Below are 16,413 nucleotides of genomic sequence, written 5' to 3'. Positions count from 1 at the left end.
AATTTCCAACTTTTATCAGCGAATCAATAAATATAACGGAAGGGGCGGTACTAAATGTTTTCAACCTATAAAGAAGCCCTGGAATGGATTCATGCTCGCTTACGGCTAGGCATTAAACCAGGATTAAAACGAATGGAATGGATGATGTCCAGGCTTGGCAATCCAGAAACAAAGATAAACACAGTCCATATCGGCGGAACAAATGGAAAAGGCTCAACGGTTACTTTTCTACGTTCGATTCACGAAGCCGCAGGCTATACAGTTGGAACCTTTACCTCGCCATATATCGAGCAGTTTAACGAGCGTATAAGTGTGAACGGAAAACCGATTACCGATGAGGAATTGCTAAAGCTTGCCAATGTCATTCGTCCATTGGCGGATGAATTAGAGGAAACAGAGCTTGGCGGTCCAACTGAATTCGAAGTCATTACCGCAATGGCATTTGATTACTTTGCCAACAACAGCAAGGTGGACATCGTTATTTTTGAGGTAGGTTTAGGCGGGCGGTTCGATTCAACCAATATCCTTCATCCGCTAGCTTCGATTATCACCAATATTGGTCTTGATCATACAAACATCCTCGGTAACACCTACGAGGAAATCGCTTTTGAAAAAGCGGGAATCATTAAGGAAAATACCCCTGTTTTTACCGCCGTCAAACATCCTGGTTCACTTAACGTGATTACCGAGCAGGCGGCTAAAAAGACCGCGCCTATATACCGCTTAAATCAAGAGTTTTCCATAAGCGCTCATGAATCGCTAGAAAATGGGGAATCGTTCACATTACAAACGGAAACACAAACCATGAACGAGCTTAAAATCAGAATGATGGGCCAGCATCAAACAGAAAATGCTGCACTGGCTGTCATGGCAGCCCAATTTTTAACTCAAAAAGGCCTGTTCAACGTTAGCAGCCCAGCCATCCGAGATGGTTTAAAAAAGGCATACTGGCCCGGGCGATTTGAAATTCTCTCGCAAGACCCGCTCGTCATCATTGACGGGGCCCATAATGACGAAGGCGTTACAGCATTAGTCCAAGAGTTATCAACCCGTTACCCGGACCGTCAAATTCAGATTGTGTTTGCGGCCTTAAAGGACAAAAAGCTCGACAAAATGATCGCCAAGCTTGACGCAATTGCCCATCAAATCTCGTTTGTCAGCTTTGATTTTCCCCGTGCCGCAAATGCCGAGGATTTGCTGCAAATCAGCCAATCAGGTAACAAACTGGCGGTCGACAACTGGAAGACCTATTTGTTAGAAGAAATTTATAACCTAGGTGCGAAAGACATGGTAGTAATTACCGGTTCTCTCTATTTTATTTCGGAAGTTAAACCTCATTTATGTAAATATTTGAAAAATAAGACGATTTATCTATGACAAGCCACCTATTATTTGATAAAATTAGATTATCTTGAATTAACGATAAATGATTTCGAAAAAAGGCGGAGCGTCGCCACAACGAATTAGAGGGAGGGGGAGAGTCAGATGCCTGTCAAGCCACAAGTGCAAAGAACGATTTTTCTAGTTTGGTTTTTGCTGGTTCCAGCCGGTTTATGGTTTACCTATACCCATTATCCCCCTCACTTCACCGGCAATTGGGTAGATATTTTGGCGTTTTTACTGTTAACACTAGCTGTTGCGTCGATGCCAATTGTCATCAATGATATGTTTATCTTTCTTATTCAATGGGTGGCACTTGCGACCTTTTTAAAATTCGGCTTATTTGTCGAAATCCTCTTTGCTCAGGCAGCGGTCATTAGTTTACTTGTACGGCTAAGGATCCTGAAAAATGGTCAATTATTTCGTCTGCCGCTGAATTTAATTATGTTCTTTATTGTTTCTTTTGTCAGCGGGATTATTTATTTCTTAATTGGCGGTGAAACGGGTCCTAGCTTGTCTCACGATAGGCATGCACTGATGCTTGCTGTTGTCTATGCCGTGTTAAGTTATCTATTAAATCAAATCATCATATCTTTTAATCTCTTTTTTATTTATAAACGGAAAGAGTCCTATTTTGGCAAAGACTTCTTTGCGGAAACGATTACGACATTAATCACCTTGCCGATTGGGATTATGCTGTACATTTTATACAAACAGGTGGGATTACTAGCAATCTTGTTTGTCGGCATTCCGTTTGTTAGTTTGTCAATAGTGTTTAACCTTTACTATTCAAGTCAGAAGATAAACGAATACTTACAAAAGGCAGCGGAAATAGGACATCAATTAGCCGAACGCCTGAATGTTAACGAGGTCATTCACTTATTTATCCAAAAGCTTAGTGAAATGCTGCCGGTTGACTATGCCTACATCCTTGAGGTGTCAGGAGACGAGCTTAAATTAATTCGCCGGATTGAAAGCGGTGTCGTTATGCCGAATGACATTAAACCATTGAAAAAGAACGAAGGTATTTGCGGCATGGTTTGGGCGAAACGGGAGGCTTTTCTATTCTCTGCAAAAATGGAATGGAGAGGTATTACTACCGGCGATATCCCTAGTGATATCGAAAGTATTCTTTGTGTCCCAATCGTAAGCAGTAAAAAAGTAACGGGAGTATTATTACTGGCGGCAAAGAAGAAGCGCGCCTATGAGAAATTCCAGCATATGATTATCGATATCCTTTGCTCCCATTTTGCCGTTGCGATGGAAAACGCCAAGCATTATGAACAAACCAAAAGGCAAAGTGAACGCTGCGCGTTAACAAAATTATATAATTATCGCTATTTTGAGAACATGTTAAACGAAGAGTTTGAAAAAATGGCTAGTTTTCAACGCCAGATGCTTTCTTTAATCATCCTTGATATCGACCATTTTAAAGAAGTAAACGACACCTATGGCCACCAAAGCGGCAATGAAATCCTTATCGAACTTGCAAACAGAGTGAGCAAGTTAGTCGGCGCACGCGGAACAGTGGCTCGATACGGCGGCGAGGAATTCGTCGTGCTATTACCCGATACCTCAAAGGAAGAAGCCTACCAAATGGCTGAACACATTAGGCAGTCAGTTGCGAACTGGCCGTTTACCCTTCAGCAGACATTAGACCAAAAACAGCAGCAGGTGAGGATTACGGCTTCGATTGGAGTCGCAACCGCACCAGAGGATGCTGAAGATGCATTGGCATTGATCCGGCATGCTGATCGGGCATTGTATGTTGGGGCGAAACGGGCTGGGAGGAATCGGGTGGCGGAGTATTCGTCGTGTTAAAAAAAGAGGATTGTCCTAGTTGTTAATTTAACAACTTTGAACAATCCTCTTTTTAATTATAGTCAACATTATTAATTATGGTGTTAATATTATCTCCCCAGTTAATTTGGAAAGTTGGAGAAATATAGGTTCCACACTCTGACTTAAATATGGCATCAGTAACTTTATAGGGTGATGTTGAGCTGCTGTTTACATTTCCAAATACTAATAATTTTCCAGGAGGGTTACTACTAGATACTGAAATACTCCCAGCTGTTAAATTTCCTCGGACACACATTTTTGAACCAGAACCAATTGATAAAGATTTTCCTACAGTTGCATTTCCCCCAACCATAATCTTTGATGTTCCGTAAATATCTAAATGTCCCCCGAATGTAGCGTCAGATTTCGTTTCAACTTTAAAATTTAATGCCTTATTCATATTATTTCCAATAGTAATAGGGCCTTCAGCATGGATGGAGATGTTACTTTTATTGTTTTCATTCCCGGTGCCTACCTGTGTAAATGAACCTGTAGTATATATGGTTTGAGTGGATTTCTTAAATAGATTATTTCCACTAAAGTTCCCGTTTCCGGCAATATAAACCTCGGTACAATCGAGAGTACTACATCCTGCTTTTGGCTTAGGAATTTCATTGTAGGTTGGTAGGGTGTAGCCATTAGAAGATCCATTGCCAGCCAAATTAATTATAGAATCTAAGTTAATTATCATTTTTGCATTAAGTTTGGACCCAGTACTCACACTATTTTCCTTACCAACAATATCAAAGGTGATATTTACTTTATTCAATTTCGTATCAGGGTCAGGAACAGCAATTAAGTTACTTATTGTAAATGAAGCATTGGTCGTATCGATTGGAACAGAAGGTTGCGGGATTCCAATTGGATAAGCTTTTTGAATTTCATCTGCTAATACAATTGCTGCCTGTCTTTTAAAGTCTGCTGAAGGGGTGGCGGTCATTATCGTTTTTACTCGATCATTTACAATAGTTTGTTTAGATTCAAATAGATTTTGTACTGCAACCTGATAATAGGATACCCCCATTTCAGCTGTATCAATAGACAATGATTTCTTTTCAACCACCTGATTTTGCTTTACGCTTGTAAAGCCTTGTCCCATGAATGAGAGCATTACAACCATAAAAACAACTGTAATAAGTAAAACAGTTACAAGAGCATATCCTTGTTCATTTTTAGTTCTGTCCATTAATAACCAACTCCCTTCATCCGATAAAGAAAAGTATCTATAGTTACAATGTTTTTAGGGTTTTTTCTATCACTTGTTTTTACTTTTAAAGTGACGTCGGTTTTATTTGGTTCAATTAATACTGGGCCTGAACCATTATTGGTTGTATCAATCTTAATTTCTAGATTATAGCAAATTTGGGAATGGCTATATACTTGTGTTTTCGCTGAAGTAAGTTTGTCTTTTTGATAAATTACTGTGATATCACAGTTAGAGGAGCTAATTGTATAGTTTATATTTGATTGATGAATCTTCTTTATATTAGTGATGATAATATTTGTTTCCTGCTGCATAAAATTTCTTGAAATAGCTTTTTTTGAATATACAAACCCTTGAAAAAAAACATTCCAAATAATTACACCAACTATAGAAAGGATAGTTAAGGTTCCGAGAACCTCGATAAGTGTTAATCCACGTTCATTTCGAATCAAGTACACCATCTCCTATCTTATTACATAACCATAGGTTTCACTTACCACATTTCCTCGTTTATTAAATAGTTGGATTTGGATAAGATGTGCTTTAGAAACATTAGATTCTTTACTAGGAGTTATTTTTATTTTTATCGTTACATTAAAACTTCCGTTGACAGTATAAAAGTAATAAAAGCCACCTTCCGTTTTTTTATTAGTCGGTAAATCCTCTAGTGTTTCATTGGTAGGATCAACAAGAAAGGATTTGACATCCGGTGAGTTTTGCCAATCGATAAGTATTTCTTTTGCCGTATTAATAGCTTGGGTTTTATCTTCATTTTGCTTATTCATAAACCCCATTTGTGGGAAAAAACGCATCACAGACAAAAAAATAATCGATAGAATAACAATTGATATAAGTAATTCAAGGAGAGTTACACCTTTCTCATTTTGAACAAATTTCATACATTATCCTTTCCCTTCCAGGGATTAAATAGGTTATTTAATTTAAAGAAGTAGTTATCAATAATCATTAAATAAATTTTAGTAAATATACCCTTTAAATATTTTCCAACTTCTTTTAAACTTGTTAAAAGTATTATACAATATTTAGTAAGCGAATATTGTCTAATTTTTGAAGAAATGAACATAAAATTAAAGACTATGAAAGAAAATGTAGTTTAATAGTATAAAAGGAATAAGAGAACAGGAGTGAATAGATGCAAACTATTATATGGGCATTTGGTTCTATGTTAATACTTATGTTGATTATATCTTTTCTACCGCTGGGATACACCATAAAAGGTAAGTTTTTTGTCATTTTAGCTAGTTTTATGTTAGCTTTAGGAGGAATTGCTGCGATTGCATCTTTCCCATTATGGGAAACTGCGATCATGCTTGTTTTGCTAATCTTTTTTGCTGCCTACTTTATGGATAAGCGCTTTGGTGCTCTATTTTATAAAGATATTCCTACATTAAAAGAAGAATTAACTGAGGATTTTGATATCCCAGTTTCGAATTTGAAGATTGATATGATGAAAAATAACGATTCTATCGAATTAACTGAATTAGAAATGGTAGAAGCAACCATAGAGAATTCTATTCAAACATTTGTAAAACCACCTATAGAACAATTGATTGACAATAACGAAGATATTTCATTTTTACTAGAGCGGAATTCTGAAAATGAGGTTTCTGAACTGAAGGAAACAGAATCTGATCAAGAAATTGGATACTTATCCGATATCGAGAGTTTACTTGATGAAGAAATTTCCAAAACGGATGATCAAGTGAAAAGTAACTGGTTAGAAGAAATCGATGAATTACCATCCTTAGATGATGAAGAGAGGTCACATCTTCAAGCTGTTCCTAATAAAATTGAACTGTTAGAAGATACTCCATTGGAGTTTCTTATTGCCACAAAAGAAGCAGCAGCTGACAAAGACCATGTTGAAGAAAAAATTGAAACGAAAAATAAGTTAGCTTTGCAAAAATAATTTGAAGGGAGGCAGGGAATTTGGGTAAAAGTCAGCAACTAATCAAATTGTTTGTTGTTTTATTGTTCAGTACAGCATTTATTTTTAGTTTTTCCCATTATGGTGCAAAGGCATTTGAAAAAATAACCAATGCTAATGGTAAGTTCTCTGATGGAACAACGATAGGTTCATTGGATGTTTCCGGAAAAACAGAAATTGAAGCCAAAAGTCTGTTGGAGGAAAAGTACCTTGAATGGCTTAAAGATACATCCTTTAATCTCCAATATGGTGAGAAGACGGCTCCATTTGATGTGAACCAATTCCATTTAGATGCTAAACAAACAGTGAATTCAATAAAAGATAGTCAAAAAAACCCCGCTTTCATCACAATTGATAGATTGCAGGTAGTAGAACAAGTAGAAAATCTGTTTCCGCAGTTAAAAAGCAGTGATATCAACCTTGAAAAGCTCTCAAGCAGTTTAAATGAAACGGCATTACTTTTAGAAGCAGGGTCTCATACCTTTAATCTTTATGAAGATTACTTACTTGCTGAACATATTAAAAAGGATGTTGTCATAAATACAGCAGTCATTGATATGAAGCAAGTACCTAATGATTTGCAAACGCTAATTGAAAATAACCCTTCAATTGAAATCCCAGAAGAGTCAACATTTTCAGTATTGGAATTTGCCAAGAAACATAAAATTACCGACAGTGATGCCCTAAATATAATAGCAACAGGAATTTATCAAGCTGCTTTACCTACTGACTTGGTGATTGAAGAAAGAAACATTAGCAGTTCGCTCCCAGATTATGCAAGCTTAGGCTATGAAGCAAAAGTTGATCAAAGTAGAAATTCCGATTTAGTTATAGCTAATCGGAATAAGGCAAAATATAAGCTTGAACTTAAATTGGACAATGGCAGCTTAACGGTAACCATAAAGGGTGAAGAATTTGTTTACAATTATAAAATTACAACAAAAGATGAGCAAAAGCTGAAACCGAAGACGATTATTCAATACAGTCCTCTGCTTCTTCCAGGAAAAACTAAGGTACAAATAAAAGGGGCAGAAGGTATTATCGTTAAGGTATACAGGGATGTCTATCAAGGTGATTCGTTTATCAAAAGTGTATTAATTGCCGAGGATTATTATCCGCCGGTCTATCAAGTGGAAGTTCATGGACTAGCAGGAAGTCAACAGAGTGTAACTGAGCCTTCTGGTACTACTAATACCCAGACTGGTACGGATAACAACGGTCAGACAAATGAGCCTGCTAATACTAACGGGAATCAAACGCCAGCCAATTCTGATAATCGGCAACAAGATTCAAGTGACAGTGACCTTTGGGGGAAACCGAATGAACAACCAAAATAATAGCAGGAGTGTAGAATGAGGCAAATGCGAAAAAGACTTGGAGATTTGTTAATTGAAGAAGGGCTCATTACAGTTGAACAGCTTCAAGCAACACTTGACAAAAAGAGCCCGAATCAAAAAATTGGTGAAGCTCTATTAGACCGGGGATACATTACCGAACATCAATTAATTGAAGTACTGGAACATCAGCTTGGAGTCCCACATATCAGTCTTTTTCATTACCCGTTTGAAACGAATCTTTTTTCGCTCATCTCTAAAGAAGCAGCGAGAAGAAACCTAATTATTCCTTTGAAAAAAGAGGGCAATAAGCTGTTCGTCGCAATGTCTAATCCCATGGATTTCATTGTGATTGATGATTTACGTCTATCAACAGGATTTCAAATTGAACCGGCAATTGCCACTAAGGATGATATTCTACGTTCAATTAATAAATACTATGATGTCGATGATGGTTTTAACGAGCTGCTTGATGAACTTCAACAAAATGATAAGGGCCGAACGGATGATGTAACCGACCTGGATTCACCAATTGTCCGCCTTGTCAATCAGCTTCTATCAAATGCCGTCATTCAAAGAGCCAGTGATATTCATATTGATCCACAGGAAACGAAGGTCGTGGTCCGTTACAGGATTGACGGTGTTTTACGGAATGAGCGGGTTCTTCCACGTCATATGCAGAGTGTGTTGACAGCAAGAATAAAAATTATGTCAAATCTTGATATTACCGAGCATCGAATTCCGCAAGATGGGCGGATAAAGTTAAATCTCGATTTCCATCCGGTCGATCTTCGTGTCTCAACGCTGCCGACCGTTTATGGTGAGAAAATAGTCATGCGACTCCTTGACATGGGTTCTACCTTAAATGATTTAAGTAAATTAGGATTTAACGCGCTTAATATGAAGCGATTTAATGAAATGATTGAAAAACCAACCGGAATTGTTCTTATCACAGGTCCAACAGGTTCTGGAAAATCTTCGACACTTTATGCGGCTCTTAATAAGCTAAACAGTGAAGCGGTTAATATCATTACTATTGAGGACCCAGTTGAATACCAATTGGAAGGGATAAACCAAATTCAGGTAAACACAAATGTAGGTATGACCTTTGCCGCTGGATTACGATCAATTCTTCGTCAGGACCCGAACATTATTATGGTCGGGGAAATCCGTGATAAAGAAACCGCTGAAGTGGCTATCCGTGCATCCTTAACTGGACATTTAGTATTAAGCACGCTTCATACCAATGATTCAATTGGGACTGTAACAAGGTTGATTGATATGGGAATAGAACCGTTTTTGCTTGCCTCCTCTTTGAGCGGAATTATTGCCCAACGACTTGTCAGAAAAGTGTGCCGTGATTGTGTGGAAATTCAAGAACCTTCAAAACGAGAGCTTGAAATTTTCTCTAGGCGAGGCATGAAGATTGAGCAAATTTCAAGGGGAAAAGGATGCTCTTCCTGTAACATGACAGGATATAAAGGCAGGCTAGCCCTGCATGAAGTATTGGTTATCAATGATGAAATGAGCCGTGCGATGATGAACGGTGAATCCTTTCAAAAGTTGAAGGAAATGGCCACGAAAAATAAAACCATCTTTTTAATTGATGATGGATTATTAAAAATAAAACAGGGTTTAACAACCACAGAAGAGGTATTAAGGGTGGCAACTCTGGAGTAGGAGTAAATACGCATGAAAGAAAAAATTGAGGCAATACTGCGAGCAGCGATTGAATATAAAGCCTCCGATGTTCATTTAACAGTCGGTGTTCCCCCTGTTCTGCGTATTAATGGTGACCTACGGAGGTATGGAACTGATAATTTATTACCAGACGATACCGAGGGGATGGCAAAAGCGATTATTCCGGAGTCAATGTGGGATTTATTTAAGGAAAAAGGAGAACTGGATTTCTCATATGGAGTTCCGAGAAGCTCCCGTTTTCGTGTCAACGCCTATCATCAAAGAAAAAGTGTATCTATAGCCCTTAGGGTTGTCGCCTCAATGGTTCCGTCGATTGAGGAATTGGACCTTCCGGAAATTATTCCCAAGTTAGTGGAGAAACCTCAAGGTCTAATTCTCGTCACAGGGCCAACAGGGAGCGGGAAATCAACCACACTTGCATCGATGATTGACTATATGAATCGTACGATGCGTAAGCATATCATTACTTTAGAAGATCCAATCGAATATCTCCATCGACATGGAAATTCGATAATTGATCAACGTGAGGTTGGTTTTGATACTAATACTTATGCAAGCGGCTTAAAGGCAGCACTTCGTCAGGACCCTGATGTCATTCTTGTTGGCGAGATGCGTGACCTAGAAACAATGTCGATTGCGATTACAGCAGCTGAAACAGGCCACCTTGTGTTAGGGACGCTTCACACTTCAAGTGCCCCGACAACTATCAATCGGATTATCGATGTGTTCCCATCAGGTCAGCAGCCGCAAATACGAATCCAGTTAGCATCTGTCTTAGTCGGGGTCATTTCACAGCGTTTATTTCCTACCGCTGATAAAAAAGGCCGAAAAGCGGCCACCGAAATTTTGGTTAATAATGCCGCCATCGCCAATTTGATTAGAAATGAAAAGATTCATCAAATTCAAAGCACGATGCAAACGTCCCGCGCCCAAGGGATGCATACGCTTGAAATGAGTATTCGAGACCTAATAGACAGAAACCTGATTCAAAAGGAATCGGCAGTGCAATATTTACAAGAAAAGATGTTGATGAATGGCTAGATTTAAATATGCTGGACGAGACCGAAAAGGAAAACGGCAGGGCACCGTTAATGCAGGTTCAAAGCGTGAAGCAATGGTCAAGCTTAAAGAAGAGGGTATTCGGGTAATTGAAATGACTGAAGTTCCTGAGACCCTAATGACCAAAGATATATCATTAGGGAATCCAGTGAAACTGCAGCATTTTGTCATTTATTTAAGACAATTTTCGACATTAATTAAAGCAGGGGTAACGGTTGTCGAAGCTACAGAGATTCTCGCATTTCAAACAGAGAGTAAGGCCCTTAAGAAGGCATTGCTCAATGTGGAGCAGGAACTACGAGAAGGAAATCCACTATCTGAAGCCGTTGCTAAGCATAAGAAAATATTCACACCAATGTTTATTAATATGGTCAAAGCGGGAGAAGTCAGCGGTAATTTAGATGAGACTCTTGATCGCTTGGCTGAACATTTTGAAAAACAGCATTACACTAAGCAGAAAATAGTATCTGCTCTAGCATATCCTTCTGTTGTAGGAATCATTGCGATAGCAGTTGTTATCTTTTTGCTGGTTGCTGTTGTCCCAACATTTGTTACAATGTTTGCTGATTTGGGTGGACAACTGCCTGCAATCACAAGGTTTGTCCTTGCAGCTAGTACTTTTATGCAATCATTCTGGTGGTTAGTAATTGGTTTTATTTTTGCAATAATATTTTTAATTACGTATCTAAAAAGTAACAAGCAAACAAAATACTATTTAGATTACATGTTATTAAGAATGCCGATTTTCGGAAATTTGCTACAAAAAGCGGCATTAGCTCGAATGATGCGCACTTTAAGCTCTTTATTTTCAAGCACCGTACCAATTCTTCAAGCAATGGCCATTGTCGAAAAAGTTGTTGAAAATGAGGTCTTGGCCAAAGTTATTCGTGAGTCTCGCGATTCACTTGAAAAAGGACGATCAATGACGGAACCGATGCAAAAACATTGGGCATTCCCACCGCTTGTTACACAAATGATTGCGATCGGTGAAGAGACAGGTGCATTAGATGCGATGCTTTCAAAAATTGCCGAGTTCTATGAAAAAGAAGTTGAAACAGGCACTGATAGACTTAAATCATTAATAGAGCCATTAATGATTGTGGTGTTAGCAGGACTCGTTGGTACGATAGTTACAGCAATTATGGTACCTATGTTCGACATGTTCAATCAATTTCAACAACATAACCAGTAAACCGTCAATAAAACAAAATAATTGATGAAAAGTGACAAAATACCAAAAATTCCTCTGTTCTTTTACATGTAAATTCTTGTATAATAAAAATGACTATATTACTAGGTTCAAGAATTATAAAGGAGATGAAGGAATGCTTCAAAGTCTAAAAAACAAAATAAAAGACCAACGTGGATTAACATTAATTGAATTACTCGCAGTAATTGTAATTTTGGGAATAATAGCCGCAATTGCAATACCATCAATCATGGGTTTAATCGATAATTCAAAAAAAGATGCACACGTTTCTAATGCTATTCAAATGGTGAATTCAGTAAAAACTGCTGTTTCAGCTGATAAAAGTTTAATACCAGCAGATGAAAGTAACCCAGTTTATTTGTCCTTAGATTATTTATTGCAAAAAGGGTATATAGAAGATTTTAAAGATCCTGATACAGATGGTAATTACGTAAAAGGAACTTATACTGAAAGTGGAAATGATAAAACCGTTTTAACAGTAAAACCAACTGATGTCTCTTACGTTAAAATCGAGAAAGTGGATAAAACCCTTGTTTATAGTGTTCAACTAATAGGAAATGAAAGAAAAATACTCGAAATTCCTTCTACTGATTTAGAAAGATCTAAAGTTGAGTAAGTTCAAATATAAAGATACTACCACACCATCTGTTAAGGGCACGTCATAAAGCTTAGTTGATTCAAAGATTTATTAATTAGAATAATATTCATAGATTGAATTATTTACAAAGGAGATGAAAATATTGTTACAAAAATTAAAGAATAAAATAAAAGATCAACGTGGTTTAACTTTGATTGAATTACTGGCGGTTATCGTAATTTTAGGAATTATTGCAGCAATTGCAATACCATCAATTATGGGTTTAATTGATAATTCTAAAAAAGATGCTCATGTAGCAAATGCACAACAAATGATTAATTCTACCAAGATTGCTGTTACATCGGATAAGTCTCTATTACCAGCTTCAAATAAGACTAAATTAATTAACCTTGCTTACTTAGAAGAGGAAGGTTTTGTAGAAGTAATAAAAGATCCAGATAATACTACTGGATATAAAAAACAGGCTAAAAGTGCTGCAGATATAACAACTGAACCAACAAATGATTCCTATGTTTTAATAATAAATACTAATGATAAACTGTCGTATAAAGTAAAGCTTGTAAACCAAAAAAGAGGTGTACAAACAACAGATAAGGCAGCTTCAGGCGAATCAACTTTATCTAGAAAAGATGTAATTGACAATTAAATGATTAATTTTTTATTAGTAACTTATGGTTTATTCTTCGGATCCTTTTATAATGTAGTCGGCCTCCGAGTGCCATTGAAAAAATCAATCATCGCCCCACGTTCGGCTTGTCCAACCTGCGGGCACCAATTAACACCATTAGAACTCATCCCAGTGGTTTCATATATGTTTCAAAGGGGAAAATGCCGCGGCTGCAAGTCGCGGATTTCTCCTATCTATCCAATTATGGAATTGCTTACTGGTATACTATTTGTAACATCATCCTATGTGGTTGGCTGGTCAGGGGAGTTAGTTGTAGCATTAACGCTAGTTTCGATGTTTATGATTATCGTTGTTTCGGATATTCACTATATGCTCATCCCTGATAAAATTCTGATTTGGTTTGCAGGGATTTTTTTATTGGAGCGTTTTGTTTGGCCGCTTAACCCATGGTGGGACAGTCTAATAGGGGCTGTAACAGGTTTCACACTGCTCTTACTCATTGCTATTGTCAGTAAAGGCGGCATGGGCGGTGGGGATGTTAAACTTTATGGCTTACTCGGCTTTGTCTTAGGATTTAAGCTAGTGTTATTATCGTTCTTTTTATCAACCCTATACGGTGCCGTACTTGGTGGACTGGCACAGCTTTTTAGAATCGTTAAAAAGCGGCAGCCGATTCCATTTGGGCCATTTATTGCCGCGGGAACCTTGTCAGCATATTATTGGGGACCGGAACTCATCGACCTATATTTACGTTTTCTTAATCACGGATTTTAACTAAGGGGTTATTTAAATGGCTTTTTCCCTCTTCAACTCTAAAAACCGAATAATCAACCTTGTGCTAAATGACCACTCGATTCGCTGTGTTGAATTGAAGCAGGCAAACCCGCCACAGGCACAAAAATGGGGCGAACGCTTTTTACCGCCGGGTATCATTGTTGACGGCAAAATTGCTGATATCGATTCCTTAGCGAATATCTTGGATGAGTGTATTGATGAGTGGAAGATTCAACGGCGCTCGATTCGCTTTGTGGTACCCGATCAATTAGTCATTATCCGAAAGGTATCTGTTCCAGCTGAAATCCAGGATGATGAAATGAAGGGCTATCTTTATTTGGAGCTTGGTGCCAGCATTCATTTACCATTTGAAGAACCGATATTTGATTTTTATCCACTGACGGATAACGGAAAGACAAAGGATCTGCTTCTGTTTGCTGCTCCAGAGCAATATGTCATGGAATATGCGGATTTATTTTCAAGCCTGAAGCTGCATCCTGTGGCTGCGGATATTTCTCCGCTGGCACTCTATCGTTTATACCATACGCTTGGTCAAGGGGATGCAAATGAAAATCTATTTACGATTCAATTTGATTTGACCAGTGTTAATTTGTGTATTTTTGAAGGTGTTGTCCCTGTTGTCATGCGTCCGTTTGCCTTGCCGTTTGAGCTAAATCAATGGGAAATAGGGCGGGATAGCTCGGGAGTGATGGTCTGTAAATATACAGGTGAAACAGATGAATTGGTGATTCAGTTTGAAGAAATTTTTAAAGAATTAACGAAATTACTGGATTTTTATCGCTATTCATTGAGCAATGAGAAACATGATATTACCAAGTTTTTATTAACTGGGGACCATCCCATGCTTAAAGCCGTTGCTGAAGAAATGAATGAGCGCTTTGAGGTTCCGATTGAATTGCTTTCACTTAATCCAGTTTTACAAGGAAAAACAGGAAGCGTACCGGCTAATTTATTGCTATCTTTAGGTCTCGCTTTAAAAGAGGTGCAATGATGTTAGTAGAAATTAACCTCCTTCCGCAAAAAGAACCGAAAAAATTTGCCTTTATCATTACGTTATCCAGTTTGCTTGCTGTATTTTTAGTAATTGGCGGATTCTATTTTTGGCAGACGCAATCGGTTAAAGATGAATTGACTTCTTTAGACCGGGAAATTTCGACGACGAAAAAGATTGCCGAGAAGGAACAGCAAAATAACGAAACGGTTATATCTTCCGGCTCTATCAGCCAACTAAAGAGCGCGATTGAATGGGCAAATGATTATCCCATCCAAACAGTGCCGGTCATGCAGCATCTAACCTCGTTGCTGCCAGAGCGCGGTTTTATCCAATCCTTTGGCTATACAGAATCAGGAGCTGTTACCCTTACCGTTCAATTTGACAGTGCGAGAGAGGCAGCCTACTTCTTAAATAGCCTTAATCACTCGAAATGGATTGAGGAAGCAAGCCTGAATTCATTAGCAGCCGCAGAAACGAATACTGAAACTGACACTAATGCTGCTGGCAGCACAGCAGCTTCAAATAGCCAAGCGAATACAACCAGTACAACAACAAGTGCTACTAATCAGACAACAACCGATTCAACAACAACTGTTGATAATCAAAACAATCCAGCAACAGATACAGCATTGAATCAGAATAACACCACGAGTACAACTACAAATCAGAACACGGTAAGCAATAATACAGCGGCTGCCTCTAAAAGTAATACAAGTAACTATCTGCCACGATATACAGGGCAATTTGAAATAACCTTTAACAAGGTAGAAGTTAAGAAAATTTTACAACAGGGCAAGAAGGATGGGGAAGGAGTGAAGGGATCATGAAGCTTCGTTTCTCCAAGAGAGACCAACTTATTGTTGGAGCCTGCATTCTTTTGTTAGTGTTACTCATCGTCTATGCTCAGTTCTTTTTCCTAACTCCATTGAAATCAGACCTGGCCATCAAACAGCAAGAATTATCGTCGGAACAAAAGCTGTTAGATATTATTAGTCAAAAAAAGGCAGACAACACAACCGCTTCTGCTGAAGATACAAGAGAACTACAGAAAAAGGTTCCTGTCGAACCGCTTCAGGAACAGTTTATTTTAGACTTAGAGAAGGCAGAAAACGTCTCTAATAGTGAAATAAAATCAATGAGTTTTAGTAAGGATGCTGAAGCCGCTTCAGGGGATCAAGCGAATCCGCAACCCTCAGATGCCGCTCAAAACACCACTGCAGACCCAAATGCTGCCCAAAACACTTCTGCAGACCCAAATGCGGCAAATGAAAGCAGCGGGGATAAGCAACCGGCACCAACGGCACCTGTTGGTATGAAAAAGCTAACAGTTCAGTTGAGTGTGGAATCTCCGACCTATGAGAATTTGGAGAAATTCATCGAAACCCTTGAATCGTTAAAACGGATTGTCGTGGTTGAGGCGATTACTTATTCAGGTGGCCAAGAAATTACTAGCCTTGATCAAGAAGATCAGCCAATTAGCTACAGTCTTACTATTTCTGCGTACTATCTACCTGAACTAGCTGACTTGAAGGCAGAACTGCCAAAAATCGATGCCCCGGCACCAGCTGGTAAAGCGAATCCATTATCGCAGTTTGCACCAACGGCACAGACACAGCCATAGTTCGTTAATGGCGAAGGAACAAATAATTTGACGAAAGCATTCGATAACAAGACGACAAAAGTCTTGTTATTTTTTTTTGCCGTTATGTTAGGATGAAAC

General features: G+C 38.3%; 16 protein-coding genes. 13 read left to right on the top strand and 3 right to left on the bottom strand.

The features are described 5' to 3' along the window. Window positions 1-54 precede the first annotated feature (54 nt). Window positions 55-1,377 (top strand): bifunctional folylpolyglutamate synthase/dihydrofolate synthase, encoded by a 1,323-nt coding sequence (locus tag ACIQCO_RS13480; RefSeq protein WP_400429224.1) that lies wholly within the window; start codon window positions 55-57, stop codon window positions 1,375-1,377. Between the two features lie 108 nt (window positions 1,378-1,485). Then, a complete protein-coding gene (locus tag ACIQCO_RS13475; RefSeq protein ID WP_400429221.1) occupies window positions 1,486-3,201 on the top strand; it encodes a sensor domain-containing diguanylate cyclase in 1,716 nt (571 codons plus the stop codon). Between the two features lie 52 nt (window positions 3,202-3,253). Here the strand turns inward: ACIQCO_RS13475 and ACIQCO_RS13470 are convergent, their stop codons facing one another. From ACIQCO_RS13470 to ACIQCO_RS13460, 3 genes are read right to left on the bottom strand one after another with little or no spacing between them, the layout of a single operon-like run. Beyond that, window positions 3,254-4,408, bottom strand: a complete 1,155-nt coding sequence (locus tag ACIQCO_RS13470; protein ID WP_400429219.1) for a hypothetical protein — start codon at window positions 4,406-4,408, stop codon at window positions 3,254-3,256. Next, complete coding sequence (locus ACIQCO_RS13465) at window positions 4,408-4,878, bottom strand: type II secretion system protein (protein WP_400429217.1); 471 nt, start codon at window positions 4,876-4,878, stop codon at window positions 4,408-4,410. Before ACIQCO_RS13465 ends, ACIQCO_RS13470 begins: the two co-directional genes overlap by 1 nt. 12 nt (window positions 4,879-4,890) lie before the next feature. Continuing rightward, window positions 4,891-5,325 carry a prepilin-type N-terminal cleavage/methylation domain-containing protein gene (locus ACIQCO_RS13460; protein WP_400429216.1) on the bottom strand — a complete coding sequence of 145 codons (435 nt, stop codon included), beginning with the start codon at window positions 5,323-5,325 and terminating at the stop codon, window positions 4,891-4,893. 254 nt (window positions 5,326-5,579) lie between these two features. On the opposite strand from ACIQCO_RS13460, the gene ACIQCO_RS13455 reads away from it, so the two are divergent. From ACIQCO_RS13455 to ACIQCO_RS13405, 11 genes are all read left to right on the top strand, one after another. Continuing rightward, window positions 5,580-6,356, top strand: coding sequence for a hypothetical protein (locus tag ACIQCO_RS13455; protein WP_400429215.1), 777 nt, complete (start codon window positions 5,580-5,582; stop codon window positions 6,354-6,356). Window positions 6,357-6,376: 20 nt separating this feature from the next. Further along, window positions 6,377-7,711, top strand: coding sequence for a G5 domain-containing protein (locus ACIQCO_RS13450; protein WP_400429213.1), 1,335 nt, complete (start codon window positions 6,377-6,379; stop codon window positions 7,709-7,711). Window positions 7,712-7,726: 15 nt separating this feature from the next. Beyond that, entirely contained in the window at window positions 7,727-9,388 is a 1,662-nt protein-coding gene (locus ACIQCO_RS13445) for a GspE/PulE family protein (protein WP_400429211.1), read from the top strand. Window positions 9,389-9,400: 12 nt separating this feature from the next. After that, window positions 9,401-10,450 carry a type IV pilus twitching motility protein PilT gene (locus ACIQCO_RS13440; RefSeq protein ID WP_400429209.1) on the top strand — a complete coding sequence of 350 codons (1,050 nt, stop codon included), beginning with the start codon at window positions 9,401-9,403 and terminating at the stop codon, window positions 10,448-10,450. After that, window positions 10,443-11,660 carry a type II secretion system F family protein gene (locus ACIQCO_RS13435; protein WP_400429207.1) on the top strand — a complete coding sequence of 406 codons (1,218 nt, stop codon included), beginning with the start codon at window positions 10,443-10,445 and terminating at the stop codon, window positions 11,658-11,660. Before ACIQCO_RS13440 ends, ACIQCO_RS13435 begins: the two co-directional genes overlap by 8 nt. Window positions 11,661-11,793: 133 nt before the next feature. Next, a complete protein-coding gene (locus tag ACIQCO_RS13430; protein WP_400429205.1) occupies window positions 11,794-12,294 on the top strand; it encodes a prepilin-type N-terminal cleavage/methylation domain-containing protein in 501 nt (166 codons plus the stop codon). 124 nt (window positions 12,295-12,418) lie between these two features. After that, window positions 12,419-12,922 (top strand): prepilin-type N-terminal cleavage/methylation domain-containing protein, encoded by a 504-nt coding sequence (locus tag ACIQCO_RS13425; protein ID WP_400429203.1) that lies wholly within the window; start codon window positions 12,419-12,421, stop codon window positions 12,920-12,922. Continuing rightward, the gene (locus ACIQCO_RS13420) at window positions 12,923-13,678 is read left to right on the top strand and encodes a prepilin peptidase (RefSeq protein WP_400429201.1); all 756 of its coding nucleotides are present in this window, start codon (window positions 12,923-12,925) and stop codon (window positions 13,676-13,678) included. Window positions 13,679-13,694: 16 nt separating this feature from the next. Then, on the top strand, window positions 13,695-14,690 hold the full coding sequence (pilM, locus tag ACIQCO_RS13415) for a type IV pilus biogenesis protein PilM (protein ID WP_400429199.1): 996 nt from the start codon (window positions 13,695-13,697) through the stop codon (window positions 14,688-14,690). Continuing rightward, window positions 14,690-15,520 (top strand): PilN domain-containing protein, encoded by an 831-nt coding sequence (locus ACIQCO_RS13410; RefSeq protein ID WP_400429197.1) that lies wholly within the window; start codon window positions 14,690-14,692, stop codon window positions 15,518-15,520. Before pilM ends, ACIQCO_RS13410 begins: the two co-directional genes overlap by 1 nt. Continuing rightward, window positions 15,517-16,314 carry a hypothetical protein gene (locus ACIQCO_RS13405; RefSeq protein WP_400429195.1) on the top strand — a complete coding sequence of 266 codons (798 nt, stop codon included), beginning with the start codon at window positions 15,517-15,519 and terminating at the stop codon, window positions 16,312-16,314. The genes ACIQCO_RS13410 and ACIQCO_RS13405 overlap by 4 nt, the downstream gene beginning before the upstream one ends. Window positions 16,315-16,413: the final 99 nt, after the last annotated feature.

The sequence above is a fragment of the Neobacillus sp. NPDC093127 genome, from assembly GCF_044754175.1.
In the GTDB taxonomy this organism is placed as follows: Bacteria; Bacillota; Bacilli; order Bacillales; family Cytobacillaceae; genus Neobacillus.
The sequence above is the reverse complement of the archived record's forward strand: the minus strand, read 5'-3'. Positions and strand labels throughout refer to the sequence as shown.

Bases quoted from the DNA above. Each gene is read 5' to 3' on its own strand.
- ACIQCO_RS13480 (WP_400429224.1), top strand. From the start codon at position 55: ATGTTTTCAACCTATAAAGAAGCCCTGGAATGGATTCATGCTCGCTTA.
- ACIQCO_RS13475 (WP_400429221.1), top strand. From the start codon at position 1,486: ATGCCTGTCAAGCCACAAGTGCAAAGAACGATTTTTCTAGTTTGGTTT.
- ACIQCO_RS13470 (WP_400429219.1), bottom strand. From the start codon at position 4,408: ATGGACAGAACTAAAAATGAACAAGGATATGCTCTTGTAACTGTTTTA.
- ACIQCO_RS13460 (WP_400429216.1), bottom strand. From the start codon at position 5,325: ATGAAATTTGTTCAAAATGAGAAAGGTGTAACTCTCCTTGAATTACTT.
- ACIQCO_RS13455 (WP_400429215.1), top strand. From the start codon at position 5,580: ATGCAAACTATTATATGGGCATTTGGTTCTATGTTAATACTTATGTTG.
- ACIQCO_RS13445 (WP_400429211.1), top strand. From the start codon at position 7,727: ATGAGGCAAATGCGAAAAAGACTTGGAGATTTGTTAATTGAAGAAGGG.
- ACIQCO_RS13440 (WP_400429209.1), top strand. From the start codon at position 9,401: ATGAAAGAAAAAATTGAGGCAATACTGCGAGCAGCGATTGAATATAAA.
- ACIQCO_RS13435 (WP_400429207.1), top strand. From the start codon at position 10,443: ATGGCTAGATTTAAATATGCTGGACGAGACCGAAAAGGAAAACGGCAG.
- ACIQCO_RS13430 (WP_400429205.1), top strand. From the start codon at position 11,794: ATGCTTCAAAGTCTAAAAAACAAAATAAAAGACCAACGTGGATTAACA.
- ACIQCO_RS13420 (WP_400429201.1), top strand. From the start codon at position 12,923: ATGATTAATTTTTTATTAGTAACTTATGGTTTATTCTTCGGATCCTTT.
- pilM (WP_400429199.1), top strand. From the start codon at position 13,695: ATGGCTTTTTCCCTCTTCAACTCTAAAAACCGAATAATCAACCTTGTG.
- ACIQCO_RS13410 (WP_400429197.1), top strand. From the start codon at position 14,690: ATGTTAGTAGAAATTAACCTCCTTCCGCAAAAAGAACCGAAAAAATTT.
- ACIQCO_RS13405 (WP_400429195.1), top strand. From the start codon at position 15,517: ATGAAGCTTCGTTTCTCCAAGAGAGACCAACTTATTGTTGGAGCCTGC.